This is a genomic window from Micromonospora haikouensis (assembly GCF_000876225.1).
Classification (GTDB): Bacteria; Actinomycetota; Actinomycetes; order Mycobacteriales; family Micromonosporaceae; genus Micromonospora; species Micromonospora haikouensis.
The window spans coordinates 384,505-407,151 of sequence record NZ_JXSX01000001.1; the positions used below are offsets into that span (position 1 = coordinate 384,505).

Below are 22,647 nucleotides of genomic sequence, written 5' to 3' on the forward strand. Positions count from 1 at the left end.
GGGGCGTCGGGAGGGAGATGGACATGAAGGTGCTGGTCACCGGGGCCACCGGCGGTCTCGGGCGGGTCGTGCTGCCCCGGCTGCGTGCCGACGGGTTCGCCGTGCGGGCGACGAGCCGGCGGCCCCGCACCGGAGCGGAGGCCGAGTGGACGGTGGTGGACCTCGCCACGGGAGCGGGCCTCGCCGAGGCGGTGACCGGCGTGGAGGCCGTCCTGCACCTGGCCTCACTGCCCGGGGGCGGGCGGCGTACCCACCAGGTGGACGTGCTCGGCACCCGCCGGCTGGCCGTCGCCGCCGGCCGGGCCGGGGTCGGGCACCTGCTCCACGTCTCCATCGTCGGGGTGGACCGGGTGCCGTTCCCCTACTACCGGCACAAGCTGGCGGCCGAGCGGGTGATCGCCGAGGGGCTGGTGCCCTGGTCGGTGCTGCGGGCCACCCAGTTCCACCCGTTCCTCGACCGCCTGCTCACCATGTCCGGTCGACTCGGCCCCGTGATTGGGGACCGGGCGCTGCTCGTCCAGCCGGTAGACCCCGGCGAGGTGGCGGCCCGGCTATCCGCGCGGCTTTCCGCCGGGCCGCTGGGCGACATCGAGGAGTACGGCGGCCCGCAGGTGCTCCGCTTCGACGAGGCGGCGTACGCCTGGCGCGCCGCTCGGGGCTCCCGCCGCCCGCTGCTGCCGGTGCGCCTGCCGGGGCGGCTCGGGCGGGCCCTGCGCGCGGGCGGTCTCACCACCGCCGCGACTGTGACGGGCAGCCGAACCTGGGCGGACCACCTCGCCGCCACGTACGGGGGAACCGACCGTAGATGAGAAGTCTCCCCGTTCGACGTCTGCCTACCGTGACGCCATGTTGGTCCTCGTCTCCACCGTGATCCTCTACGTCGCCGGCTTCGTCTTCCTCTACGGGGTGATCCGGCTCGCCGTACGGCACGCCCTCGAAGACCTGGAGGCCCGCCGACCCGGCGTGCTGCGCTCCCAGGAGGTCGCCGCCGCGCAGGACCGGACGTTCGTCCGGGAGAACCCGTTCGTCGCGAACGGCTGACCTGGCACCGGTCCCCACGGGGGCCGGACAGCTCCCCCGGCGGGGCGGGGGACGCACCTCGGGGCCGGCCCGGGCACGGGGCTGGGCCGGCCCCGAGGTGGTAACACCGGCATCGCCGGTCCGGCCTCGCTTGGGCGTGGGCCCGGCCACCTGCGGTGGGCGTCCCGCGAGCCGGCGGCGTCGGGGGATGCGAGGATCGCAGCCGTGATGGGAACGCTGAAGACCGAGCCCGCCCGGAGCCGATCGGACCTGCTGGCGCCCCCGGTGGCCGCCGCGCTCGGGCAGTGGCCCGCCGACGCGCCGGTGGACGTCGACCAGGTGCTCGTCGCGCCGATCGACGCGAGCCTCGCGGACACCGCCGAGTTCTGCTCCGCGTACGGGGTGGGGCTGGACGTGTCGGCGAACTGCGTGGTGATCGCCGGGAAGCGCGGGAGCGAGATCCGGTACGCCGCCTGCGTCGTCCTCGCCACCACCCGGGCCGACGTCAACGGGGTGGCCCGCAGGGCACTTGACGTACGCAAGGCGAGCTTCGCCCCGATGGCCGAGGCGGTGGAGCTGACGGGCATGGAGTACGGCGGGATCACCCCGATCGGGCTGCCCGGGGACTGGCCGATCCTGGTCGACGCGCGGGTGGTCGCCGCTCCGTACGTGATCGTCGGCTCCGGCGTGCGGCACAGCAAGATCGCCCTGCCGGGGCCGGCGCTCGGCGCGCTCCCCGGCGCCCGGGTGGTGGAGGGGCTGGCCAGGCCCGCCCAGCCCACGGCGTAGATCGATGTCGTTTCACGTGGAACGTGATCGACGCCGATCGTTGGCTGCCCGGATCGTGGCCCTGACGCGTCAGGCTTCGCGCTGCTCGACCTCGCGCAGGGCGGCGAGCAGGGTCTCCGGCTCCTGGGCGCCGGTGACGGCGTACTTCCCGGCCAGCACGAAGGTCGGCACGCTGGAGACACCGAGCTCGCGCGCGGCGGCCAGGTCGGCAGCCACCTCGCGGCGGCCGAGGTTCGACTCCAGGTAGTCCCGGGCCTCGACCTCGTCCAGGCCGACCCCGGTGGCCAGCTTGACCAGGGCGTCCCGCGCGCCGATGTCGACCCCGTCGGCGAAGTGCGCCCGGTAGAGCGCCTCGACCAGCTCGGCGGAGCGGCCCCGCTCGGCGGCGAACCGGATCAGCCGGTGCGCCTCGAAGGTGTTGGCGTGCACCGCGCGGTCGAAGCGCATGTCGAGCCCCACGCCAGCGGCGACCCGGGTCACCTGGGCGAACATGCCCTCCGCCCGCTCCCGGCCGCCGAACTTCGCGGCCAGCGCCTCCACCAGCGGCTTCGGCTCGGAAACCGGCGACGGGTCGAGCTGGAACGGCCGGTACCGGACGGTCACCTCACCGCCGTACGACTCCAGCGCCTGTTCGAGCCGGCGCTTGCCGATCCAGCACCAGGGGCAGACGACGTCGGCGTAGATCTCGATCTCCATGACCAGCGACAACCCGTCGATCAGGAGATCTGTTCCCGGACCTGGCGCTTGAGCCGGGCCAGGATGGCCGTGCCGCCCCGGACCCGCAGCGGGCTGATCGCCTGCGCCAACCCCATCCGCTGGTAGAGGTCGTCCGGCACGGCGAGCACCTCGTCGGTGCTCGCCCCGGACAACCCCTCGGCGAGGATGCCGGCGAAGGCGCGCGTGGTCGGCGCCTCCGGCGGGCAGTCGAACCAGGTGGTCACCGTCCGGTCCGGGTTCACCTCGGCGCGGAGGAAGAACGCGGTCTGGCACTCGGGGACCTGCTCCATGCCCTCCCGGCCGGCGAGTTCCCCGGGCAGCGGCGGGATGACGTCGGCGTATTCCAGCAGCATCTCCAGCACCACGTCGCGGGGGGCTGCGGCGAACTCGTCGACGATCTCGGCCAGCTTGGTCGGCATCTCGGGCATCCGTTCAGGCTACCGACGGTCGATCGGTGGCAGCCCGACGGTGGTCAAGAAGGGGCCCCTGCCCTACCGGAGGCGTTGACAGGGGGCCCCTCCTTTCACACGGTCGGGGCCTGCTCGCTGATGTCGCTCAGCGCCGAGTTGGGGTCGAGCTGCATGGCCAGGTCGCCGAGGGAGACGATGCCGACGAGCTTGCGTTCGCCGTCGCACACGAGGATGCGCCGGATGCCGCGTTCCCGCATCAGCGACGCCGCCTCCCCGGCGGTCGCGTGCTGCTCGATCATCACCACCTCGCGGGTGATGACCGAACCGATCGTGGTGGTCGCCGGATCGCTGCGCTCGGCCACCGCCCGGACCACGATGTCGCGGTCGGTCAGCATGCCGGCGAGGCTCGCGCCGTCGGTGACCACCACGTCGCCGATGTCCGCCTCCTTCATCACCCTGGCCGCCTCGTCCAGGGTGGTCTCCGCAGGCAGGTAGACCACCTGCCTCGTCATCACGTCGCTGACCCGGTAACCGGTCATGGGAGCCTCCGAATACACACCTGTGCCGATCGGTAACCGGTACCCAGTGCGCCGCCCGCTACACCAGATCGCCCCGGGCACGCAGCGCCTCGTCGCGCAGCCGGTCCACCAGCCCCGCCAGCGGCAGCTCGGTCCGCTCGCCGGTGGCCCGGTCGCGCAGCTCGACGTACCCGTCGGCGAGACGGCGGCCGACCACGACGGCGCGCGGGACACCGATCAGCTCGGCGTCGGTGAACTTCACCCCGGCGGAGACGTGCGTGCGGTCGTCGACCAGCACCCGCAGGCCGGCGGCGGCGAGACGTCCGCCCAGCTCCAGCGCCGCGTCGAGCTGCGGCCCCTTCCCGGCCGCCACCAGGTGTACGTCGCACGGCGCGACCGCCGCCGGCCACACCAGGCCCCGGTCGTCGTGGTGCTGCTCGGCGATCGCGGCGACCGCCCGGGACACCCCGATGCCGTAGCAGCCCATGGTGGGGCGGACCGGCTTGCCGGCGGGGCCGAGCACGTCGACGGCGAACGCGTCGGTGTAGCGCCGGCCGAGCTGGAAGATGTGCCCGACCTCGATCCCGCGCCGCATCGTCAGCGCGCCGGAGGCGCACGCCGGGCACGGGTCGCCCGGCCGCACCTCGGCCGCCTCGATGGTCCCGTCCGGGGTGAAGTCCCGGCCGCAGACCACGTCGGTGGCGTGCCGGCCCGGCTCGTCGGCCCCGGTCAGCCAGGCCGTCCCGGGGACCACCCGGGGGTCGACGAGGTAGCGGACGCCCAGCCCGGCCAGCCGCTGCGGCCCGATGTACCCGCGTACCAGCTCCGGGTGGGCGGCCCAGTCGTCGAAGACCGCCACGGTGGCCGGGGCGAGCGCCGCCCCGAGCCGCTTCAGGTCCACCTCGCGATCCCCGGGCAGCCCCACCACCAGCGGCTCGGCCTCGGCCACGCCCGGCCGGCGTACGGTCAGCACGACGTTCTTCAGGGTGTCGGCGGCCGTCCAGTCGGCGCGGCCGGCGAGCCGGCGGGTGTTCGCCAGGTCCACCAGCGCGGCGATGGTCGGTGTCTCCGGGGTGTCGTGCACGGCCGACGCCGGCTGCGCGTCGGGGTCGCCGGCCGCCGGGGGCCGGGTGACGACCGCCTCGGTGTTGGCGGCGTAGTCGCAGGCGGTGCAGCCGACGAAGGTGTCCTCGCCGACGTCCGTGGCGGCCAGGAACTCCTCCGACGCCGACCCGCCCATCGCCCCGGACGTCGCGCGGACCACGGTGAAGTCCAGCCCGAGCCGGGTGAAGATGCGTTGGTACGCCTCGCGGTGCCGGTCGTAGGCGGCCTGGAGCCCGGCGTCGTCCAGGTCGAACGAGTACGCGTCCTTCATCAGGAACTCGCGCCCGCGCAGCAGCCCGGCGCGGGGGCGGGCCTCGTCGCGGAACTTCGTCTGCACCTGGAACAGCGTCACCGGGAAGTCCCGGTAGGACGTGAACAGGTCCTTCACCAGCAGCGCGGCCAGCTCCTCGTGGGTCGGGGCGAGCAGGTGCTCGGCGCCCCGGCGGTCGGCGAGGGTGAAGATGTCGTCGCCGTACTCGGCCCACCGGCCGCTGGTGCGGTAGGGCTCGGCCGGCAGCAGCGCCGGGAAGTGCACCTCCTGGTCGCCGATGGCGGTCATCTCGCCCCGGACGATCTCGGTCACCCGGTCCAGCACCAGCTTGCCCAGCGGCAGCCAGGTGTAGCCGCCCGGGGCGGCGCGACGGACGTAGCCGGCGCGCAGCAGGAGCCGGTGGCTCGGCACCTCCGCGTCCGCCGGGTCCTCACGCAGGGTCCGCAGCAGCAGGGTCGACATGCGCAACAACATCAGCGCAGCGTACGGCCGCGGTGACCGGCCGGGCGACGCGGTTTACCGGCGCGGCCGACCGGAGGCGTCTCGCTGTCGATGAACTCCCTCACGTTCCCGGTGCCGGGACGATGCGCGCGGGTGGCCGGTGCCAGACTGTCTGACGTTGAGCAGGGGCCCTTCATAACAGGGCCCTTCCTTGCCGGCAAGGCGGAGGGTTCGGTGGGCTGGCGCAGTTTCGTGGCGGTGGGGGACAGCTTCACCGAGGGCATGGACGACGCGTATCCGGACGGCACCTACCGGGGCTGGGCGGATCTGGTGGCCACCCGGCTCGCCGCCGAGGCCGGCCCCGACTTCCAGTACGCGAACCTGGCGATCCGGGGTCGGCTCTTCCCCAACGTGGTGGCCGAGCAGGTGCCGGCCGCGCTGTCGATGAAGCCCGACCTGATCAGCTTCGCGGCCGGCGGCAACGACGTGCTGCGCCGCACCTTCGACCCGGACGCGCTGGTGGCCCGCTTCGACGACGTGGTCCGGCAGCTCCGCTCCGGTGGCGCGGACGTGCTGCTGTTCCGGTTCGCCGACGTGATGGCCCGGCTGCCCGGGCAGCGGCTCGTCGCGCCCCGGGTGCACCTGCTCAACCGGGCCGTCGGGGAGACCGCCGAGCGGCACGGCGCGATCCTGGTCGACCTCTACGCCGACGACACCTTCCTCAACCCGATGCTGTGGAGCACCGACCGGCTGCACCTGTCGGCGGCGGGGCACCGGCGGGTCGCCGGGCAGGTGCTGACCGCCCTCGGCGTCGGCTGCGACGAGGACTGGCTGCTGGTCCCGCCGCACCCCGCGCCGACGCCGTGGCTGGCCGCCCGCGCAGCCGACCTGCGCTGGGCGGGCCGGCACCTCGCCCCGTGGATCAAGCGCCGCCTCACCGGCCGCTCGTCCGGCGACACCGTCACCGCGAAGCGGCCGATGCTCGGCCCGGTCGCCGACTGACGTGCGGACCATCCACGCCGCGACACTGCTGCGGCGCACCCTCGACGACCGGCCGGTCGCCGACACGGCGGTGCTGGTGACGGGGGACCTGATCGAGGCGGTGGCGCCGGCCGGCGAGCTGACGGCCGCGTACCCGGGGGTGCGGGTGCGGCGGTGGGCCGGCATGCTCGGGCCGGCGCTGGTGCACGACGGGCCGCTGCCGCCCGCCCCCACCCCGCGCGAACGGGTGCACGCCCTGTTCGGGCTCGGGGCAGCCGCGGTGCTCGCCGACCGGGTGACCGACCCGGGGCTGCGGGCCGCCGCCGCCCGCAACGGGGTCGCGCTGCTCGCGTCCGCGCGCCCGCCCGAGCTGGTCACCGGCGGCCGGGCCGACCTGGCCGTCTTCGCCGACGACGGGAGCTGCGTCGCCACCGTGGTCGCCGGCCGGCTCGTGCACCGCCGCGCCTGACCGCTCGACCGCCCCGACCGTCGCCCCGGGTTCGGGGAAGCGGCGTAGGTTGGGCTCATGCCTGTGCCGAGTGATCCGAACCCCCGCCTCCAGTCGTACGCCGACCCGCAGCGGCTCGTCACCACCGACTGGCTCGCCGAGCACCTCGGCGACGAGGGCCTCGTCGTGGTCGAGTCCGACGAGGACGTGCTGCTCTACGACACCGGGCACATCCCGGGTGCCGTGAAGGTCGACTGGCACACCGAGCTGAACGACCAGGTGACCCGGGACTACCTGGACGCGGCCAGCTTCGCCGAGCTGTGCGCCGCCAAGGGCATCGGCCGCGACGACACGGTCGTCTTCTACGGCGACAACTTCAACTGGTGGGCGGCGTACGCGCTCTGGGTCTTCTCGCTCTTCGGCCACGCGGACGTGCGGCTGCTCGACGGCGGCCGGCAGAAGTGGGCCGCCGAGGGGCGGGAGCTGACCCGGGAGAAGGTCACCCGGCCGCGCGCCGCGTACCCGGTGCCGGAGCGCAACGACGCGCCGATCCGGGCGTACCGGGAGCAGGTGATGGCGCACGTCGCCGCCGGCCGGCCGCTGGTGGACGTGCGCTCGCCGGGCGAGTACACGGGCGAGATGCTGCACATGCCGGACTACCCGCAGGAGGGCGCGCTGCGCGGCGGGCACATCCCGGGCGCGGTGAGCAAGCCGTGGAAGTCGGCGGCGAACGACGACGGCACGTTCAAGTCGGCCGACGAGCTGCGGGCGATCTACGCCGACCAGCTCGGGCTGAGCCCGTCGGACGACGTGGTGGCGTACTGCCGGATCGGGGAGCGGTCCAGCCACACCTGGTTCGTGCTGCACCACCTGCTCGGCTACCCGCAGGTGCGCAACTACGACGGCTCGTGGACCGAGTGGGGCAACCTGGTGCGGGCCCCCGTCGTGAAGGGCGACCAGCCGGGCGGCCTGGCCGGCTGACCCGCGCCCGGCCACGGGCGGCCGGCCCCGGGGACACGACAACGGCCCGCACCCGTCCTTCTGTGGGCAATGTGCCGGATGCGCCGACACGGAGCCCGCCACCGGTGGAGCCTGCGAGAGGGGCAGGACCCACGACGGTGGCGAGGAGGCCGTGTTGACCCTGGACCGCAGGCTCGTCGCGCTGCTCGTGCTGACCGCCGTGTTCCCGGCGGCCGAGGCCACCGTCCTGGTCGCCATGGACTTCGTGGCGGCCGAGGGGATCGCGCCCCAGGTGAGCGCGGTCTGGCCGTACGACACGTACCACGACCTGCGGTGGCTGTTCGTCTACCACCGGTCGTGGCCGGAGTTCGTCCTCTGGCTGGCCTACGTGGCGCTCACCCGGGGCGCGTTGACCACCGGCCTCGTCGCGCTGGCCTGGCCGGTCGAGGCGCCCCGGCCGCCCGTACGCCAGCTGTTGAAGCGCAACGTCGGTGTCTCCGTGGTGGTCACGGTCCTCGTCGTGCCGTGGGCGGTGATCTCGGTGGCCGCGTCGGTGGTGGCGCTGTCCTGGGTGCTGCTCGCGTCGCTGCTGCCGATGTTCCTGCTCGCGCCGTTCCTGCAACGGGCCGCCGCCGTCGGGCCGTGGTGGCGGGGGTTGCCCTCGCTGCCCCTGGTGGGGTGGACGCTGCTGAACTTCGTGGTGCTCACGGTGGCCGGGGCGGTGGCGTGGAGCGTGCCCGGCTGGTGGACGGTGCCGGTGGCAGCGGCGGCGGGCGTGGTCAACGGCGTGCTGTGGAACCGGACGGTACGGGCGGCCGTGCTCGCGCCCCGGCTGCGGTGGGCCCGGGTGCCGGTGGCCCCGATCGTGGCCCTGCTGGCACTCGTCGTGCCGCTGCTGATTCCGTCGCTGGCCAGCACGGTGCCCGGCAACCAGTTGCGCACCGAGGACGTGCTGCTCACCCGGCCGCTGCCGCCGGAGGTCACCGAGGCGGTGGTGGTGCTGGCCGGCTACGGCTCCGCGTACGGGGGCGAGCAGCCGCACGACCCGAGGGTGGAACGGTTCTCCTACCGGGGGCTGGGCTCCGACGGCCGGCCTCTGCCCTACCGGCCACAGGACACCACCATCTCGGTGGCGGACAGCGTCGGGCTGCTCGCCGACCAGGTGGACCGGCTGCACCGGCGTACCGGCCGGAAGGTGGCCCTGGTCGGGGAGAGCGAGGGGGCGCTCGTGGCCCGCACCTACCTCGCCCGGCGGCCCCATCCGGCGGTCGACGCGCTGGTCATGTTCAGCCCGCTGATCAACGCCGGCCGGGCCTACTACCCGCCGCGCGGGCAGGGCCACGGGTGGGGCGTGGCCACCGGCTGGATGCTCCGCGCCATGTTCGGGCTGGGTCGTCTCGCCGGCGCGCCGGGCAACGGGCCGGACGAGCCGTTCATCCGCTCGCTGCTCGACGACGCCCCGTTCTACCGCAACCAGCTCATGTGCCCGGTGCCCGGCGTGCGGATGGTCGCCTTCCTGCCGTACACGACGGCCGCCGAGGCGCCGCCCGGCGACTACAGCGGCATCCCGGTCTTCCAGACCCCGGGCGTGCACGGCGGCCTGCTCAACCGGTCCCTCGTCCAGGACCGGTTGGTGAACTTCCTCGGCGGCGAGCCGGTCCAGCGGACCCCGCGCGAGTACCCCCTGCTCCAGCGGCTCGGGGCCGCCTGGCAGGCGCCCCCGCTGCCGATCTCGGCCAACCCGGCGTGGGAGGAGAGCGAGCAGCCGGACCCGGCGCTGACCGGCAAGGTCTGCCAGCCGCCCCGGGAATCCCGGTAGCGCCGACCGCCGTCGGGGCTCGGGCCCGACCGGCCGATGAGCCGGGGAGGTGGTCAGGCGGTGGGCGAGCGCCGCTGCCGCAGCACCAACCGGGCGGCGGCCAGGGCCAGCCCGAGGACGATCACCACCCGGAGCGGGTGGTAGGTCAGGATCAGCAGGTGCGTCGCGGCGGCGGCGGCGACGGCGAACAGCGCGAGCCGGGCGGACCAGCGCCGACCCAGCGGCACGAGTGCCCCCGCCACCACCAGCAGCACCCCGGCGGTGAGGTTCACCCAGGCCCAGCCGGTGACGTCGTAGTGGTACAACGCGCCGCCCTCGATGGAGATGTACGGGTCGCCGACGAGGTCGCCGATGCCGACCAGCACGTCGAAGACGCCCGCCCCGCCGAGCAGGATCCCCGCCAGCACCAGCGGACGCTCCTTCGTGCCGCCGTCGACCACCGTGCCCCCCGTCCGGCCCGTTCCCGCTTCGGCGCGTCCCGGCCCTCACGCTAGGGGCCGCACGACCGGGTGTCCGGCGATCGGGCCGAACGGGGGCAGCCACGCGTCGGTGATCACCGGTACGGTGAGCGCCGGCATCGGACCGGGGAGCAGCAGCGTTGGACCGCACCTTCCAGGTCGACCTCCGGGGCGTGGTCGACCTGCTCAGTCATCACCTGTACGGCAGCCCACGGGTCTACGTCCGTGAGCTGATGCAGAACGCCGTCGACGCGATCACCGCGCGGCGGGCGGGCGAGCCCGACGCGCCGGCCCTGGTGCGGATCTTCCCGCCCGAGCTGACCGGCGACGGGACGCTGCGGGTGCACGACACCGGCATCGGCCTCACCGAGGCGCAGGTGCACGAGCTGCTGGCCACCATCGGCCGCAGCTCCAAGCGCGACGAGCTGGGCTTCTCCCGGCACGAGTTCCTCGGCCAGTTCGGCATCGGGCTGCTCTCCTGCTTCCTGGTGGCCGACGAGATCCGGGTGGTCACCCGGCACGCCGACGAGCCGACGGTGCTCTGGACGGGCTACGCCGACGGCCGGTACGCCGTCGAGGTCGCCCCGGCCGGTCAGCAGCGCCCGGAGCCCGGGACGACGGTGACGCTGGTGCCGCGCCGCGACGCCGACCAGTGGTTCGCCACGGCGACCGTCACCGAGCTGGCCCGGCTCTACGGGGCGCTGCTGCCGGTCACCGTCCGGGTCGGCGACACGGTCACCACCACCGGCGGGCCGCCCTGGCCGACCGCGCCCGGCGCGGGCGTCGACCGGCCGGCCCTGACCCGCTACGCCCGGCAGCTGCTCGGCGTCGACCCGTTCGACGTGGTGCCGCTGTCGGTGCCCGAGGCCGGCCTGACCGGCGTCGCGTTCATCCTGCCGACCCCGGTGAACCCGGCGGCCCGCGCCGGCCACCGGGTCTACCTCAAGCGGATGCTGCTCACCGAGCACGCCGACGGGCTGCTGCCCGACTGGGCGTTCTTCGCCCACTGCGTGGTCGACGCCGGGGAGCTGCGGCCCACCGCCAGCCGCGAGGCGCTCTACGAGGACGCCCTGCTCACCGCCACCCGGGAGGCCCTGGGCGACCAGGTGCGCGGCTGGCTGGTGCGGCTGGCCCGGCACGACCCGCGGCGGCTCGGCGAGTTCCTCCAGGTGCACCACCTCGGCGTGAAGGCCCTCGCCGTGCACGACGACGAGATGCTGCGGCTGGTCGACCAGTGGTGGCCGATGGAGACCAACGTCGGCACCCTCACCCTGGCCGAGTTCCGGCAGCGCCACGGCCTGGTCCGGTACGCGGCCAGCCTGGACGAGTTCCGCCAGCTCGCCGCCGTCGCCGCCGCGCAGGACCTGGCGGTGGTCAACGCCGGGTTCACGTACGACGCGGAGCTGATCGAGCGGCTGCCGGCCATCGACCGGTCGGTGCTCATCGAGCGGCTGGAGCCGAGCGACCTGACCACCCGCTTCGACGCCCTCGACCCGGCCGTCGAGCTGGCCCTGCGGCCGTTCCTCGCCGGGGCGCAGCGGGCCCTGGAACGGCTCGGCTGCGAGGTGGTGGTGCGGGCGTACGACCCGGTGTCGCTGCCTGCGCTCTACCTGGTCAGCCGGTCGGCGGCGTTCAACGACCAGCTCGCCGCGACCCGGGACGCCGCCGACGAGCTGTGGGGCGGGGTGCTCGACGCGCTCGCCGCGTCCGCCCCGCCGGACCGCCCGCAGCTCGTGCTCAACCACCGCAACCCGCTGGTCCGCCGGGTCACCACCCTCGACGACCCGGAGCTGGTCGGGCTCGCCGTCGAGGCGCTGTACGGGCAGGCCCTGCTGCTCGGGCACCATCCGATCCGCGCGGCCGACGCCGCGCTGCTGAACAGTTCCTTCCTCGGCCTGCTCGGCCGGGCCGTACCGGGACGGGAGTGAGTGGCACCGATGAGTGACGACGAGCTGTGGCGGATGCTGCACGAGAGCAGCGGCATGCCGTACGGCGCGGGGCGCACGGCCGCCCTGGAGCAGCTGCTGCGCCGCGCCGACAGCGGCGACGACCGGCACCTGGCGTTCGCCGTGCGGATGCAGGCCACCACCGCGTACGTCTACGGCGGCGAGCCGGCGAAGTCCTTCGTCACCTTCTCGTGGTGCCTGGCCGAGTTCGACCGGGACCCGCAGCCCTACCACGAGCGCTACGCCCACCAGCTCCTCTGGCACTTCAAGTACATGGTCAACGCCATGCTGAAGTTCCCCGAGCTGCCGCTGGACCGCACGTACGCGGTGCTCGACGACATGCAGCGCCGGTACGCCAACGCGGGGCACAGCCTCCAGGCCGTGCACAAGCACCGCTACCTGGTCGCCGACCACGTGGGCGACGCCGAGGCCGCCGAGCGGTGGTACCAGGAGTGGCTGACCGCCCCGCGCGACGAGCTGTCGGACTGCGCCGGCTGCGATCCCACCACCCAGGTCGCCCACCTCGCCCACGTGGGCCGGCACGACGAGGCGGTGGCGCTGGCCGAGCCGGTCCTCGCCGGCCGGCTGACCTGCACGGAGCAGCCGCAGGCGATCCTGACCGCGCTGCTGGTGCCCTACCTCCGCTCGGGGCGGGGCGACGCGGCGCGGGACGCGCACCGGGAGGCGTACCGGCGGCTGCGCGGCAACCTGTCGGACCTGTGGGACATCGGCGACCACGTCGAGTTCTGCACGCTGACCGGCAACGAGGCGCGGGCCGTGGAGATCGTCGAGCGGCACCTCGACTGGCTGGACCGCGCGCCGACCCCGGCCGCCGCGATGCACTTCGCGGCCACGGCCGCCGCCGCGCTGCGCCGCGCCGCCGGGGCCGGCGACGTCACCCTGCACCGGCGGGCGGCCGGCGAGCGGCCGGCGGGCGAGGTGTCCGCCGCCGCGCTCGCCGCCGAGCTGACCGACACGGCGACCGCGCTGGCCGCGCGGTTCGACGCCCGCAACGGCACGACCCACCAGTCGGAGTGGATCGCCCGGAGGCTGGCCGCCGGCCCCGACGGCGAGCACCTGCCGCTGTCGGCCAGCCTCCGCCGTCGCCCGGCCCGCCGGCCCGAACCGCCGGCGGCACCGGCCCCGGCGGCCACCGTGCCGGCCGGGGCCACCGCCGACGAGCTGCTCGACCTGGCCGACGAGCGCTGGCGTACGCACGACCGGGCGGGCTTCGCCGCCGCGCTGGCCGCCTACGACGAGCGGTTCGGGGCGAGCGGGCAGCCGCCCCGGACGGCGGCGCGGCGGCTGGAGCTGCGGGCCGGCGAGCTGACCGACGCCGACGGCCCGCAGGCGGCGCAGGAGGCGAACCGGGCGGCGCTGGCCGCGTACCGGGAACTGCCGGACCCGGTGCGCGAGCAGGTGGTCGCCGGCCGGCTCGGTGCGCTGCTCTGCCTCACCGGCGACGGCGAGGAGGGGCTGGCGCTGGCGCGGGACGCCGCCGACTTCCTCGCCGGGCAGGGTGACGCCCGGGAGCGGGCCGCCGCGTACGACCGGCTCGCCCTCGCGTTGGCGCACCTGCAGCGCTGGGAGGAAGCGCTGGCCGCCGCCGACCTGGCCGCCGCCGAGGCCGACGTCGACCCGTGGCTGGCCGCCCGGGTGGCGCTGCACCGCGCGCACGTGCTGGAGGAACTGGAGCGGCCGGAGGAGTTCCGGGCGGCGGCCGAGCTGGCCCGCCGGCTCACCCGCGAGGTGGGCGTGGGCGAGCTGGTCACCGCCGCCACCCTGGCGTACGCGCGGGCGACGGACGACCCGGCCGAGCGGATTGCCGCCTGCGACGAGGCGCTGGAGACGGCCCCGGCGCAGGCCCGGTTGCCGGTGCGGGTGTTCCGGGCGCGAGCCCTGCTGAGCGCGGACCGGGTGGCCGAGGCGGTGGAGGACTTCGCCGAGGCGGTGACCCTCTGCGTCGAGCAGGGCGCCGACGGGGACGCCTTCCTGCGCTGGGAGCTGGCGAACGCGTACCGGGCGGCCGGGCGGCCGGCGGAGGCGGCCGAGGTGGCGGAGGAGGCGGTGCTCGGGCTGGACCGGCTCGGGGCGCAGGCCGAGGCGGACCGCTGCCGGCACCTGCTGGCCGGGATCTACGTCGACCTCGGTGAGCTGGAGCCGGCGCTGGCCCTGCTGGACCAGCTCGCCCGCAACCTCGACGGGCCGGACAACCTGCCCCACCGGGCGCAGGTGCTGGAGGAGGCCGGCGGGCTGCTCTACGACGCCGACCGGGACGCGCTGGCCGCGCAGCGGTTCGCCGAGGCGGCCACCGCCTACCGGCTGGCCGGTGCGCCGGTCGACGAGCTGCGCGCCCGCCGCCGGGAGGCCGACGCCCTGAACTGGTCCGGAGACGTGCCGGCGGCGGTGCGTGCCGTCGAGGTGGTGGACGGGCTCGCCGTTGCGCTGACCGGTCGACCGGAGGTGCCGCCGGTGGTGACGTACGAGGCGGCGCTCGCGGCGGAGGTCGGTGCCCGGGTGCTGGCCGCCGACGACCGGCCGGACGAGGGGCTGGACCGGCTGGCCGGGGTGCCGGCCCGGCTGCGGTCGATCGAGGCGTTCGGCGAGGCGGCCCGGGTGGAGCTGCTCGGCGGCGAGCTGCTGGTGCGCGCCGGCCGGCCGGGCGAGGCGGAGCCGCTGCTGCGGAACGTGCTCGGCGGCCTGCCCCCGGGCTCCCGGCCGGCGTCCCAGGCGGCGTGGCTGCTCGCCCGGGTGCTCGACGAGCTGGGCCGCCCGGACGAGGCGGCGGCGGTCCGGGCGGAGCACGGCCTGGGCGACGACGACGACTGATGGGGCGACCACGGCTGACGGGGGCCGACCGGCGGGTAACCTAGGCGTCCGGTCGGGTCTAGGCTTGCCGGGTGACGGTGGAACAGCGGGCACGGGGAGCGGCGGGCGGCGTGGCGGGCACTGGCAGGCGACGGTCCCGGCGGGACGAGATCCTGGAGATCGCGGTCGGGCTCTTCGCCGCGCGGGGCTACCACGGCGTGTCGATGGACGACATCGGCGCGGCGGCGGGCGTCACCGGCCCTGCCCTCTACCACCACTTCGCCGGCAAGGAGGCGATGCTGGCCGCCGCGCTGATCCCGGTCAGCGAGGGGTTGCTCGACGGCGGGCGGGAACGGGTCACCGGTCATTCCGACGACCCGCGCGCGGCGCTGGAGTCGCTGATCGACTTCCACGTCGAGTTCGCGCTGGCCAACCCGGCCGTGATCGCCCTGCACCTGCACGAGCTGGACCGGCTGCCGGACGAGCCGCGCCGCCGCATCCGCCGCCTCCAGCGGCTCTACGTGGAGCAGTGGGTGACGGTGCTGACCGCCCTGCACCCGGGCCTGCCCGACGGCGAGGCGCGGGTGCTGGCGCACGCCGCGTTCGGCCTGATGAACTCGACGCCGTTCCTCGGCGGCGAGGTGGACCGGCAGCGGCGGGCCGCCCTGCTGCGCGCCGCCACCCTGGCCGCCCTCCTGGCCGAGGCCGACGCCGACGCCTGAGCCCCTGCTCCACCCCGGGCTCGACCGGGAAGATCGCGCTCGGCGCCGGGCTCGACCGGGACAAGATCGCGCTCGATCAGGGAAACAGTGGTGTCGTTCCCCGGCGGATGCCACTCTTTCCAGGATCGAGCACGATCTTCTGCCTGCGTCGCCCGGTATGTCGAGTATGTCGACACCAGTCCTGGCCTCATCGCCCCGGACGGTCAGTGGCGCTCGGTCCGGTGAGGGCGGGTCGGGGAGAGCCAGCCGAGGAAGCGGGCGTGCATCGCCGCCCTGTCGGGCCGGCCGCCGAGCCGGTACATGTCGTCCATGGCGTCCCGCATCGCGGCGGCCAGGTAGAACGCGAGCGCGACGCTGTGGCCGTGGAACTCGACGGGCAGGTCGAGCCGCGCGGCCGGGCAGGGCCACTGGGCGGCGCAGACCCGGCAGAGCCAGGCGGGGCGCATCGGTAGGTGCCGGCGGGGCATCACGGCACGAGCGCGGGGCACCGGGGACCCGAGCGGGACATCAGCGCACCCGGGCTGGGCTCGTGCCCCGGGCGGGCGCTGCCTGCCGCGGGGTCCCGGCGAGTCGGTGCAACCCCTCGCGCAGCACGAACAGCTCGCGCTTGGCGACGGCGTCGCCCCGGGCGTCCAACTCGTACGCCTCGATCCACGTCCAGCCGTGGTAGGTGTGCCGGTCCGGCACCTCGCGGATGACCCGCACGGTGATCGGCTCGACGAACTGCGGGCTCGCGGCGCGAGTCAGGTGCAGCACGTCGCCTGGGACGATCGGCCGGTCGGTCACCGCCGCCTCCCGGCCCCGGCGGTCGCCGGCGCGGTGGGTCCTGCTCGGTTCGGCATCTGCTTCCCCTGTCCGTGGCCGGTGGAGAGGGGGCCGCCCGCGCCTGGTGCGCAGGACCGACCGGGCGGCCCCCTCGACGAACGTGGACCGGGGCCTTTCGGCCACCCCGACCCACGCCGTCCCGACGACAGCCTGCCGCAGGGTTGCGGCGCAATCACACAGCGTTAGATGATTTCCTTCGGACGTTCCGTAGGTTCCTGAAGGGACTCAGGCATGAATCATGCGTTCGTCACGGCCCTCGCCGAGGCGTCGGAGACCGCCGAGAGTTTGGCAGGTCGCATAGGGCTTCACCCGAAGACCGTCGCCCGCTGGGCGAACCCCGGGCGCATTCCGCAGACCCGGCATCGTGGCGAAGTCGCGAGGATCCTCGGCAAGGATGTGGCAGACCTCTGGCCGGATGCCCTGCGCCGCGAGCCGGTGTGGTTCCGGCCGTGGGTCGACATCGAGCGCGAGGCGGTCGCCCTGCGCGCCTTCCAACTGGCCTGGGTGCCGGGCCTGTTGCAGACCGAAGCGTACGCCCGCGTCACGTTCCACGGGCAGCCCCTTTCGCCGGTCGAGGTCGACGACCTGGTGGTGGCCCGCATCGCCCGGCAGGCGATCCTCAACTGCGACCGGGCACCCACGACCGTCGTCGTCATCGACGAGCAGGTGATCCGCCGGGTGCCGGCCGGCGGGCGGGCGATCATGGCGGCCCAGCTCGCCCGCCTGGTGACCTGCGCGGAGCTGCCGACCATCCAACTGCACATCGTTCCCCGCGACGCCCCGACCTATCCGGGGCTCGACGGTCCCTTCACGATCGCCGAGCTTCCCGGCGGGACGCGGGTGGCCCACGTGGACAGTCAGGCCCAGGCGCAGATCATCGATCAGGCCGCCCAACTTGCTACGCTCGAACGACGGTGGGAGCGGATCCGGGGTGAGGCTCTGTCGCGGTCGCAGTCCCTGGATCTCCTGAGGGAGGCGGCAGCAGCATGGACATGACCGGCGCGCAGTGGCGCAAGAGCACCCGCAGCGGCGGCAACGGCGGTGACTGCGTCGAGGTCGCCGACAACCTGCCCGGCGTCGTCCTCGTCCGCGACACGAAGGACCGCGACGGCGGCACCCTCTCCTTCTCGCCGGCCTCCTGGCGCGGCTTCCTCACGCTGGCGAAGCGCGTCGCCTGACCCGCTCCACCGGCGGCCCTTCGCCCCACAGCCCTCCCGCCTACAGCACCTCCACCCGCAGTCCTTCCACCCGCAACCCCGTCGACCCGCAGGCCCTCGCATCCGCCGGGGGCCTGTGCTGTGTCCGCAGCAGCTCGACACGGGCGGCTGAACCCGCCCCGCCGCCACGCGCTTGACTCGTGGACGCTCCGTCACCCATGGTTCCCTGGCATCGTCCCCACCCCTGGACGCTGGAGGAGAACATGATCGAATCGCTGCTGGTGGCCAACCGCGGCGAGATCGCCCGTCGGATCATCCGAACCGCGAACCGGCTCGGCATCCGCGCGATCGCTGTCCACTCGGAGGCCGACGCCGGCCTGCCGTTCGTGACCGAGGCCGACGAGGCCGTCTGCGTGGGACCGGCGAACCCGGCCCAGAGCTACCGCAACGTCGAGGCCATCCTCGCCGCCGCCAAGTCGACCGGCGCGCAGGCGATCCACCCCGGTTACGGCTTCCTGTCGGAGAACGCCGACTTCGCCCGTACCGTCGAGAGCAGTGGGCTGATCTGGGTCGGACCCGGCGCGGACGCGATCTCCGCGATGGGCGACAAGATCAACGCCCGGAACCTGATGGCGGCGGCCGGGGTGCCGGTCGCGCCCGGCACCACCGACCCGGCCGCCGACCTGGACGCGGCGGTCGCCGCCGCCGCCGAGATCGGCTACCCGGTGATGGTCAAGGCCGCGGCGGGCGGCGGCGGCATGGGCATGGGCGTGGCCGCCGACGAGGCGGCGCTGCGCACCGAGTACGACAAGGTGCGCGCGTTCGCCGAGCGGATGTTCGGCGACGGGTCGGTGCTGATCGAGCGCTACTTCCCCCGGGTGCGCCACGTCGAGGTGCAGATCCTCGGCCTGGCCGACGGCCGGGTGGTGGCGCTCGGCGAGCGGGAGTGCTCGGTGCAGCGGCGCAACCAGAAGCTCGTCGAGGAGTCCCCGTCCCCGGCGGTCTCGCCGGAGCTGCGGGCACGTTTCCTGGCCGCCGCCGTGCGGGCCGGCGAGGCGGTGGGCTACCGCAACGCGGGCACGGTGGAGTGCCTGTTCGACCCCGCCACGCAGGAGTTCTTCTTCCTGGAGATGAACACCCGGCTCCAGGTCGAACACCCGGTCACCGAGCTGGTCTACGGCGTCGACCTGGTGGAGGAGCAGCTCCGGGTCGCCGCCGGCCTCGCGCCGACGTTCGACCCGGACGCGCTCGCCCCGCGCGGCCACGCCATCGAGCTGCGGATCAACGCCGAGGACCCGAAGCGGTTCCTGCCCGGCCCCGGCGTGATCACGACGTGGCGCGAGCCGGCCGGCGAGGGCGTGCGGGTCGACTCCGGCTACGTCGACGGCAACACGGTCACCCCGTTCTACGACAGCCTGCTGGCCAAGCTGATCGTCAACGGCCGGGACCGGGCGGAGGCGATCGAGCGGGCCCGCGCGGCGGTCGCCGCGTTCGAGGTGGCCGGCCCCAAGTGCAACCTGCCGTTCTTCGCCGAGCTGCTGGAGAACGAGGAGTTCCTCTCCGGCGACTACGACACGGGCATCGTCTCCCGCATGCGCTGACCCCCGCCCCGCCCCCGCCCCCTACCCCCCGCCCTCGCCGATCGCCTCGGTGATCAAGAGGTTTGCGTCAGGATCCGGCCTGCCGGTGACGCAAACCTCTTGGTCAACTTCGAGGGCGGGCGCGGCCGGGCGGGGCGGGGCGGTCGGGGGCCAGCCAGGGGGCGGGTCGGCCTGGCGGCGGGGCGCGGGGGTCTGGTTGTCTGGAGGGACCACTGGCCGTCCGGCGTCGCCCCGTCGGCCGCCCTCACGAGGGGCGGCGGCGCGTGCGGCATCCCGGCGGCCCGACGTCACAGCGAGGTGACCATGAGCCAGATGCCAGCGGCGGTCTCGATCCGGGAGGTCGGGCCGCGCGACGGGCTCCAGAACGAGGAGCCCATCCCGACCGACGCCAAGGTGCGGTTGATCGACGCGCTCTCCGGCACCGGCGTGCGCCGCATCGAGGCGGTGTCGTTCGTGCACCCCAAGGCGATCCCGCAGATGGCCGACGCGGACGAGGTGTGGCGGCGGGCGGCGAAGGTCGACGGGGTGCGCTACTCGGCGCTGGTCCCGAACACCCGGGGCGCGCAGCGGGCCCTGGCGGCCGGGTTCACCGAGATCGAGGTGGTGGTCTCGGCCAGCGACACGCACAACCGGCGCAACGTCAACCGGTCCACCGCCGAGTCGCTCGACGACATCGCCGAGCTGATCGACCTGCTGCACGGTGCCGGGGCCACCGCCGAGGTGATCGTGGCGACCAGCTTCGGCTGCCCGTACGAGGGGGACGTCGACCCGGCGCGGGTCGCCGGCATCGTCGACCGGGTGGTCCGCGACGGCGCGGACCGGGTCGCGTTCGGCGACACCACGGGCATGGGCACACCGCGCCGGGTCCGCGAGCTGATCAGCGCGGTACGCGACCGCAACGCGCACGTCCCCGTGCTGCTGCACTTCCACAACACCCGGGGCACGGCGCTGGCCAACCTGTTGACGGCTCTGGAGCTGGGGGTGACCGAGTTCGACGCCAGCGTCGGTGGCCTCGGCGGCTGCCCGTACGCGCCGGGGGCCAGCGGCAACCTGGCCACCGAGGAGGCGGTGCACATGCTGCACGACATGGGCATCGACACCGGCATCGACCTGGCGGCCCTCGTCGAGGTGGCGGAGCTGGCCGAGGAGTTGCTCGGCAAGAAGCTCCCCTCCGGCGTCCTGCGGGCGGGCCCGCGCACCCGGCTGACGCCCCTGCCGGCCTGACAGGGCGAAAGTCGACAGGGCGGGGAGACGCGGCGGAGGGGCCGGCGGTGTGCCGGCCCCTCCGGTGTTCCCGCTCGGTCAGCCCACCGGGGCGAGCGCGGCGGGCCAGCTGTCGCGGAAGACGGTCGCCCCGCTGCTGTCCGAGCCCCGCTCGGTGGCGCTGAGGGTGCCGGCGAACAGGCTGGTCACCCGGTTCGCCTCGGCGGTGCTCGGGTACGGGTTGGTGCAGCCCGTGCCGGCGCTGCCGCCGGACATCAGGAGCGCGCAGTCGCCGTTGTAGTTGTCGGGCAGGCCGAGGATGTGCCCGATCTCGTGGGTCATGATCCGCAGCGGGCTGTACTGCGCGGCCTGCTGGGTGTCGATGTAGACCCGCCCGTTGCCGAGGCTGGTCCGCACCGCGTACGAGCCGCCGCCGGTGATCTGGTAGATCCGGAGGTTGGTGCCGCAGTTCGCCGTGAGCGTCAGGTTCGACGTGGCGTTGTTCCAGATCGTGGCGGCCTGGTTGGCGATGCTGGCGTAGCTCGGCGCCTGGCTGGTGTTGTAGCAGATGGTCATGGCAGCGGACGCGGGCGACGGGTTGGCGAGGGTGACGCCGAGGGTCGCACCGGCCGTCGCGACCATCGCGACCAGGGTCCGGCTGATTCGTGAGGCCATCGCTGACTCCAATCCGGGAGGGGGTGTCGGGAGCCTAACGAGAACCATCTACACATTTCAATATTTGGATCACGATCACTCGATTCGTGGCACGTCGGGCGTTCGGCCGCCCCGGGGTCGCCGATCGGGCGGCGGGTGGGATACCCTAACGATCGTTCAGGGTGGTCGGCGTGCCCGTGCGGCGGCCGGCACGGTGGCGGCAATGGGGAGTCGGCGTGACGCTCGACGGTGAGGCACTGGAGCAACTGCGCAAGCGCGCCCGGGCCGGCGGTGCGGACAAATACCACGCGGCCAACGCCGCCAAGGGCAAGCTCTTCGCCCGCGAACGGGTGGCGCTCCTGGTCGACGAGGGCTCGTTCGTCGAGGACGGCCTCTACGCCAACGCCCTGGCCGAGGGCCTGCCCGCCGACGGCGTCGTCACCGGCACCGCCGCCATCGACGGCCGGCCGGTCTGCCTGATGGCCAACGACTCCACGGTCAAGGCGGGCAGCTGGGGCGCGCGTACCGTCGAAAAGATCATCCGGATCATCGAGCGCGCCTACTCGACCGGCGTGCCGATGGTCTACCTGGTCGACTCGGCCGGCGCGCGGATCACCGACCAGGTCGACCTGTTCCCCGGCCGGCGCGGCGCCGGGAAGATCTTCTGGAACCAGGTCCGCGCCTCCGGCTCGATCCCGCAGGTGTGCGCCCTGTTCGGGCCGAGCGCGGCCGGCGGGGCCTACATCCCGGCGTTCTGCGACGTGGTGGCGATGGTCGACGGCAACGCCAGCATGTATCTCGGCTCCGACCGGATGGTCGAGATGGTGACCGGCGAGAAGACCACCCTGGAGGCGATGGGCGGGGCGCGCGTGCACTGCGCCGAGTCCGGCGTCGGGCACTTCCTCTGCAAGACCGAGGCCGAGGCGCTCGACGTGGTCCGCCGCTACCTGTCCTACCTGCCGGCCAACTGGACCCAGCCGCCGCCGGCCGCCGAGGCGACGCCCGCGCCGGCCAAGGCCGACCTGGCCGCGCTGGTGCCGGCCAGCGAGCGGCAGGCGTTCGACATGCGCCGGTACGTCAAGGGCCTGCTCGACGACGGCAGCTTCTTCGAGATCCAGGCGCTCTGGGCCAGGGAGCTGACCATCGGCTTCGGCCGGCTCGACGGCGAGGTCGTCGGCGTCGTCGGCAACAACTCGATGTTCAAGGGCGGCGTGCTCTTCGTCGACTCGGCCGACAAGGCGACCCGGTTCGTGCAGCTCTGCGACGCCTTCAACGTGCCGCTGCTGTTCCTGTCCGACGTGCCCGGGTTCATGGTGGGCAGCGCGGTGGAGAAGCAGGGCATCATCCGGCACGGGGCCAAGATGATCACGGCGATCTCCGAGGCGACGGTGCCGAAGATCTGCGTGGTGGTCCGCAAGGCGTACGGCGCGGGCCTCTACGCGATGGCCGGCCCCGGCTTCGAGCCCGACGCGACGATCGCCCTGCCCACCGCGAAGATCGCGGTGATGGGTGCGGAGGCCGCCGTCAACGCCGTCTACGCCAACAAGATCGCGGCCATCGCCGACGAGGCGGAACGGGCCGCCTTCGTCGCCGCCAAGCGCGCCGAGTACGAGCGCGACATCGACGTCGTCCGCCTGGCCAGCGAGCTGGTGGTCGACGCGATCGTCGAGCCGCACGAGCTGCGCGCCGAGCTGGTCCGCCGGTACGCCGCCGCCCGCACCAAGGACCGGCACTTCTCCCGCCGCCGGCACGGCGTCACCCCGGTCTGACCCACCCCGTCGGCGTCACGAGCGCC

The 22,647-nt window shown here is 74.3% G+C and carries 23 protein-coding genes; 15 read left to right on the forward strand and 8 right to left on the reverse strand.

Going from position 1 to position 22,647, the window contains the following annotated elements:
* Positions 1-23 precede the first annotated feature (23 nt).
* The 3 genes from TK50_RS01655 (at position 24) to TK50_RS01665 (ending at position 1,809) form a co-directional block, all read left to right on the forward strand.
* A complete protein-coding gene (locus TK50_RS01655; protein WP_043963649.1) occupies positions 24-809 on the forward strand; it encodes an SDR family oxidoreductase in 786 nt (261 codons plus the stop codon).
* A gap of 37 nt (positions 810-846) precedes the next feature.
* Positions 847-1,041: a hypothetical protein gene (locus TK50_RS01660; RefSeq protein WP_043961023.1), complete on the forward strand. Its 195-nt coding sequence runs from the start codon at positions 847-849 to the stop codon at positions 1,039-1,041.
* Between the two features lie 207 nt (positions 1,042-1,248).
* A complete protein-coding gene (locus TK50_RS01665; RefSeq protein WP_043961025.1) occupies positions 1,249-1,809 on the forward strand; it encodes a YbaK/EbsC family protein in 561 nt (186 codons plus the stop codon).
* A 69-nt stretch (positions 1,810-1,878) separates the two neighbouring features.
* Here TK50_RS01665 and TK50_RS01670 read toward each other — a convergent pair whose 3' ends face one another.
* The 4 genes from TK50_RS01670 to TK50_RS01685 all read right to left on the reverse strand — a co-directional run bounded on the left by TK50_RS01670 (position 1,879) and on the right by TK50_RS01685 (position 5,303).
* Complete coding sequence (locus tag TK50_RS01670) at positions 1,879-2,505, reverse strand: DsbA family oxidoreductase (protein ID WP_043961027.1); 627 nt, start codon at positions 2,503-2,505, stop codon at positions 1,879-1,881.
* A gap of 20 nt (positions 2,506-2,525) precedes the next feature.
* The gene (locus tag TK50_RS01675) at positions 2,526-2,954 is read right to left on the reverse strand and encodes a SufE family protein (protein WP_043961029.1); all 429 of its coding nucleotides are present in this window, start codon (positions 2,952-2,954) and stop codon (positions 2,526-2,528) included.
* Positions 2,955-3,049: 95 nt separating this feature from the next.
* On the reverse strand, positions 3,050-3,475 hold the full coding sequence (locus TK50_RS01680) for a CBS domain-containing protein (protein WP_043961031.1): 426 nt from the start codon (positions 3,473-3,475) through the stop codon (positions 3,050-3,052).
* Positions 3,476-3,533: 58 nt separating this feature from the next.
* Complete coding sequence (locus TK50_RS01685) at positions 3,534-5,303, reverse strand: proline--tRNA ligase (RefSeq protein ID WP_043961032.1); 1,770 nt, start codon at positions 5,301-5,303, stop codon at positions 3,534-3,536.
* A 201-nt stretch (positions 5,304-5,504) separates the two neighbouring features.
* Here TK50_RS01685 and TK50_RS01690 point away from each other — a divergent pair, with 201 nt between their 5' ends.
* The 4 genes from TK50_RS01690 (at position 5,505) to TK50_RS01705 (ending at position 9,478) form a co-directional block, all read left to right on the forward strand.
* Complete coding sequence (locus TK50_RS01690; RefSeq protein WP_043961034.1) at positions 5,505-6,272, forward strand: SGNH/GDSL hydrolase family protein; 768 nt, start codon at positions 5,505-5,507, stop codon at positions 6,270-6,272.
* A 1-nt stretch (position 6,273) separates the two neighbouring features.
* Complete coding sequence (locus TK50_RS01695) at positions 6,274-6,720, forward strand: imidazolonepropionase-like domain-containing protein (RefSeq protein WP_043961036.1); 447 nt, start codon at positions 6,274-6,276, stop codon at positions 6,718-6,720.
* Between the two features lie 57 nt (positions 6,721-6,777).
* A complete protein-coding gene (locus TK50_RS01700) occupies positions 6,778-7,680 on the forward strand; it encodes a sulfurtransferase (RefSeq protein WP_043961039.1) in 903 nt (300 codons plus the stop codon).
* A gap of 151 nt (positions 7,681-7,831) precedes the next feature.
* Positions 7,832-9,478 carry an esterase/lipase family protein gene (locus TK50_RS01705; RefSeq protein WP_144420123.1) on the forward strand — a complete coding sequence of 549 codons (1,647 nt, stop codon included), beginning with the start codon at positions 7,832-7,834 and terminating at the stop codon, positions 9,476-9,478.
* A gap of 53 nt (positions 9,479-9,531) precedes the next feature.
* Here TK50_RS01705 and TK50_RS01710 read toward each other — a convergent pair whose 3' ends face one another.
* Positions 9,532-9,885, reverse strand: a complete 354-nt coding sequence (locus TK50_RS01710) for a DUF7144 family membrane protein (RefSeq protein WP_144420124.1) — start codon at positions 9,883-9,885, stop codon at positions 9,532-9,534.
* Positions 9,886-10,076: 191 nt separating this feature from the next.
* On the opposite strand from TK50_RS01710, the gene TK50_RS01715 reads away from it, so the two are divergent.
* The 3 genes from TK50_RS01715 (at position 10,077) to TK50_RS01725 (ending at position 15,412) form a co-directional block, all read left to right on the forward strand.
* Positions 10,077-11,864: an HSP90 family protein gene (locus tag TK50_RS01715; RefSeq protein WP_043961043.1), complete on the forward strand. Its 1,788-nt coding sequence runs from the start codon at positions 10,077-10,079 to the stop codon at positions 11,862-11,864.
* Positions 11,865-11,873: 9 nt separating this feature from the next.
* On the forward strand, positions 11,874-14,711 hold the full coding sequence (locus TK50_RS01720; protein WP_043961045.1) for an ATP-binding protein: 2,838 nt from the start codon (positions 11,874-11,876) through the stop codon (positions 14,709-14,711).
* A gap of 71 nt (positions 14,712-14,782) precedes the next feature.
* Positions 14,783-15,412, forward strand: a complete 630-nt coding sequence (locus TK50_RS01725; RefSeq protein ID WP_043961049.1) for a TetR/AcrR family transcriptional regulator — start codon at positions 14,783-14,785, stop codon at positions 15,410-15,412.
* A 203-nt stretch (positions 15,413-15,615) separates the two neighbouring features.
* Here TK50_RS01725 and TK50_RS01730 read toward each other — a convergent pair whose 3' ends face one another.
* Positions 15,616-15,858 (reverse strand): hypothetical protein, encoded by a 243-nt coding sequence (locus tag TK50_RS01730; RefSeq protein WP_229405693.1) that lies wholly within the window; start codon positions 15,856-15,858, stop codon positions 15,616-15,618.
* A gap of 61 nt (positions 15,859-15,919) precedes the next feature.
* Positions 15,920-16,198, reverse strand: coding sequence for a hypothetical protein (locus TK50_RS01735; protein ID WP_377537205.1), 279 nt, complete (start codon positions 16,196-16,198; stop codon positions 15,920-15,922).
* A 270-nt stretch (positions 16,199-16,468) separates the two neighbouring features.
* Here TK50_RS01735 and TK50_RS01740 point away from each other — a divergent pair, with 270 nt between their 5' ends.
* The 4 genes from TK50_RS01740 (at position 16,469) to TK50_RS01755 (ending at position 20,219) form a co-directional block, all read left to right on the forward strand.
* Positions 16,469-17,233 carry a DUF5753 domain-containing protein gene (locus TK50_RS01740; protein ID WP_043961051.1) on the forward strand — a complete coding sequence of 255 codons (765 nt, stop codon included), beginning with the start codon at positions 16,469-16,471 and terminating at the stop codon, positions 17,231-17,233.
* Positions 17,230-17,415, forward strand: a complete 186-nt coding sequence (locus TK50_RS01745) for a DUF397 domain-containing protein (RefSeq protein WP_043961053.1) — start codon at positions 17,230-17,232, stop codon at positions 17,413-17,415. The genes TK50_RS01740 and TK50_RS01745 overlap by 4 nt, the downstream gene beginning before the upstream one ends.
* A 242-nt stretch (positions 17,416-17,657) precedes the next feature.
* Positions 17,658-18,995 carry an acetyl-CoA carboxylase biotin carboxylase subunit gene (locus TK50_RS01750; RefSeq protein WP_043961055.1) on the forward strand — a complete coding sequence of 446 codons (1,338 nt, stop codon included), beginning with the start codon at positions 17,658-17,660 and terminating at the stop codon, positions 18,993-18,995.
* Between the two features lie 303 nt (positions 18,996-19,298).
* Positions 19,299-20,219: a hydroxymethylglutaryl-CoA lyase gene (locus tag TK50_RS01755; protein ID WP_043963657.1), complete on the forward strand. Its 921-nt coding sequence runs from the start codon at positions 19,299-19,301 to the stop codon at positions 20,217-20,219.
* 78 nt (positions 20,220-20,297) lie between these two features.
* Here the strand turns inward: TK50_RS01755 and TK50_RS01760 are convergent, their stop codons facing one another.
* Positions 20,298-20,873 (reverse strand): snapalysin family zinc-dependent metalloprotease, encoded by a 576-nt coding sequence (locus TK50_RS01760; RefSeq protein WP_043961057.1) that lies wholly within the window; start codon positions 20,871-20,873, stop codon positions 20,298-20,300.
* A 215-nt stretch (positions 20,874-21,088) separates the two neighbouring features.
* Here TK50_RS01760 and TK50_RS01765 point away from each other — a divergent pair, with 215 nt between their 5' ends.
* A complete protein-coding gene (locus TK50_RS01765; RefSeq protein ID WP_043963659.1) occupies positions 21,089-22,621 on the forward strand; it encodes an acyl-CoA carboxylase subunit beta in 1,533 nt (510 codons plus the stop codon).
* Positions 22,622-22,647 lie beyond the last annotated feature (26 nt).

Coding starts and splice junctions, on each gene's coding strand:
- TK50_RS01670 (WP_043961027.1), bottom strand. CDS start 2,505: ATGGAGATCGAGATCTACGCCGACGTCGTCTGCCCCTGGTGCTGGATC.
- TK50_RS01680 (WP_043961031.1), bottom strand. CDS start 3,475: ATGACCGGTTACCGGGTCAGCGACGTGATGACGAGGCAGGTGGTCTAC.
- TK50_RS01660 (WP_043961023.1), top strand. CDS start 847: ATGTTGGTCCTCGTCTCCACCGTGATCCTCTACGTCGCCGGCTTCGTC.
- TK50_RS01745 (WP_043961053.1), top strand. CDS start 17,230: ATGACCGGCGCGCAGTGGCGCAAGAGCACCCGCAGCGGCGGCAACGGC.
- TK50_RS01685 (WP_043961032.1), bottom strand. CDS start 5,303: ATGTTGTTGCGCATGTCGACCCTGCTGCTGCGGACCCTGCGTGAGGAC.
- TK50_RS01740 (WP_043961051.1), top strand. CDS start 16,469: ATGAATCATGCGTTCGTCACGGCCCTCGCCGAGGCGTCGGAGACCGCC.
- TK50_RS01720 (WP_043961045.1), top strand. CDS start 11,874: ATGAGTGACGACGAGCTGTGGCGGATGCTGCACGAGAGCAGCGGCATG.
- TK50_RS01755 (WP_043963657.1), top strand. CDS start 19,299: ATGAGCCAGATGCCAGCGGCGGTCTCGATCCGGGAGGTCGGGCCGCGC.
- TK50_RS01675 (WP_043961029.1), bottom strand. CDS start 2,954: ATGCCCGAGATGCCGACCAAGCTGGCCGAGATCGTCGACGAGTTCGCC.
- TK50_RS01655 (WP_043963649.1), top strand. CDS start 24: ATGAAGGTGCTGGTCACCGGGGCCACCGGCGGTCTCGGGCGGGTCGTG.
- TK50_RS01750 (WP_043961055.1), top strand. CDS start 17,658: ATGATCGAATCGCTGCTGGTGGCCAACCGCGGCGAGATCGCCCGTCGG.
- TK50_RS01700 (WP_043961039.1), top strand. CDS start 6,778: ATGCCTGTGCCGAGTGATCCGAACCCCCGCCTCCAGTCGTACGCCGAC.
- TK50_RS01730 (WP_229405693.1), bottom strand. CDS start 15,858: ATGCGCCCCGCCTGGCTCTGCCGGGTCTGCGCCGCCCAGTGGCCCTGC.
- TK50_RS01665 (WP_043961025.1), top strand. CDS start 1,249: ATGGGAACGCTGAAGACCGAGCCCGCCCGGAGCCGATCGGACCTGCTG.
- TK50_RS01760 (WP_043961057.1), bottom strand. CDS start 20,873: ATGGCCTCACGAATCAGCCGGACCCTGGTCGCGATGGTCGCGACGGCC.